The organism is Arthrobacter sp. Y3221157 (genome assembly GCF_059089865.1).
In genome coordinates this window covers 1-472 of sequence record NZ_JBNHFD010000224.1, presented here as the reverse complement: position 1 = coordinate 472, position 472 = coordinate 1, and the positions used below count along the sequence as shown (strand labels likewise).

General features: G+C 76.5%; 1 pseudogene. It reads right to left on the bottom strand.

Annotated elements, in window-relative coordinates:
• Positions 1 to 350 (bottom strand): annotated as a pseudogene (locus AC5RTT_RS20760) (argininosuccinate lyase); the annotation flags it as partial.
• Between the last annotated feature and the right edge of the window lie 122 nt (positions 351 to 472).

Sequence of the window (472 nt, the reverse complement as noted above, 5' to 3'; positions counted from 1 at the left end):
CTCCGGCCGGCGCGCAGCTTGCCGCCCAGCTGCGGACCCGCCCGCTCGATCAGGCCGCGTTCCAGGGAACCGTGGACGTCCTCGTCGGACTCCGCCGGCAGGTAGGCGCCGGAGGCTACGTCCTCATCCAGCTGCGCCAGGGCGGCGAGCATGCCTTCCAGCTCGCCGTCGTCCAGCAGGCCGGCCTTGTGCAGCACGCGGGCATGCGCCTTGGAACCGGCAATGTCGTAGCGGGCCAGCCGCCAGTCGAAGTGGGTGGACTTGCTCAGGGCGGCGAGGGCGTCCGCGGGGCCCCCGGCGAACCGGCCGCCCCACAGCGCGCCTGTATTGGTCCCCGAGCGCACCCCCACCACCGGGCGGGGGGGCGGGGGCCCCCGCGCCCCGCCGCCCCGGGGGGGGGGGGAGTAACAGCGCACCGCCAGGGGGCGGCGGCGGGCCCCCAGGGGGCCCAACCCCCCACCCACAATAAAAC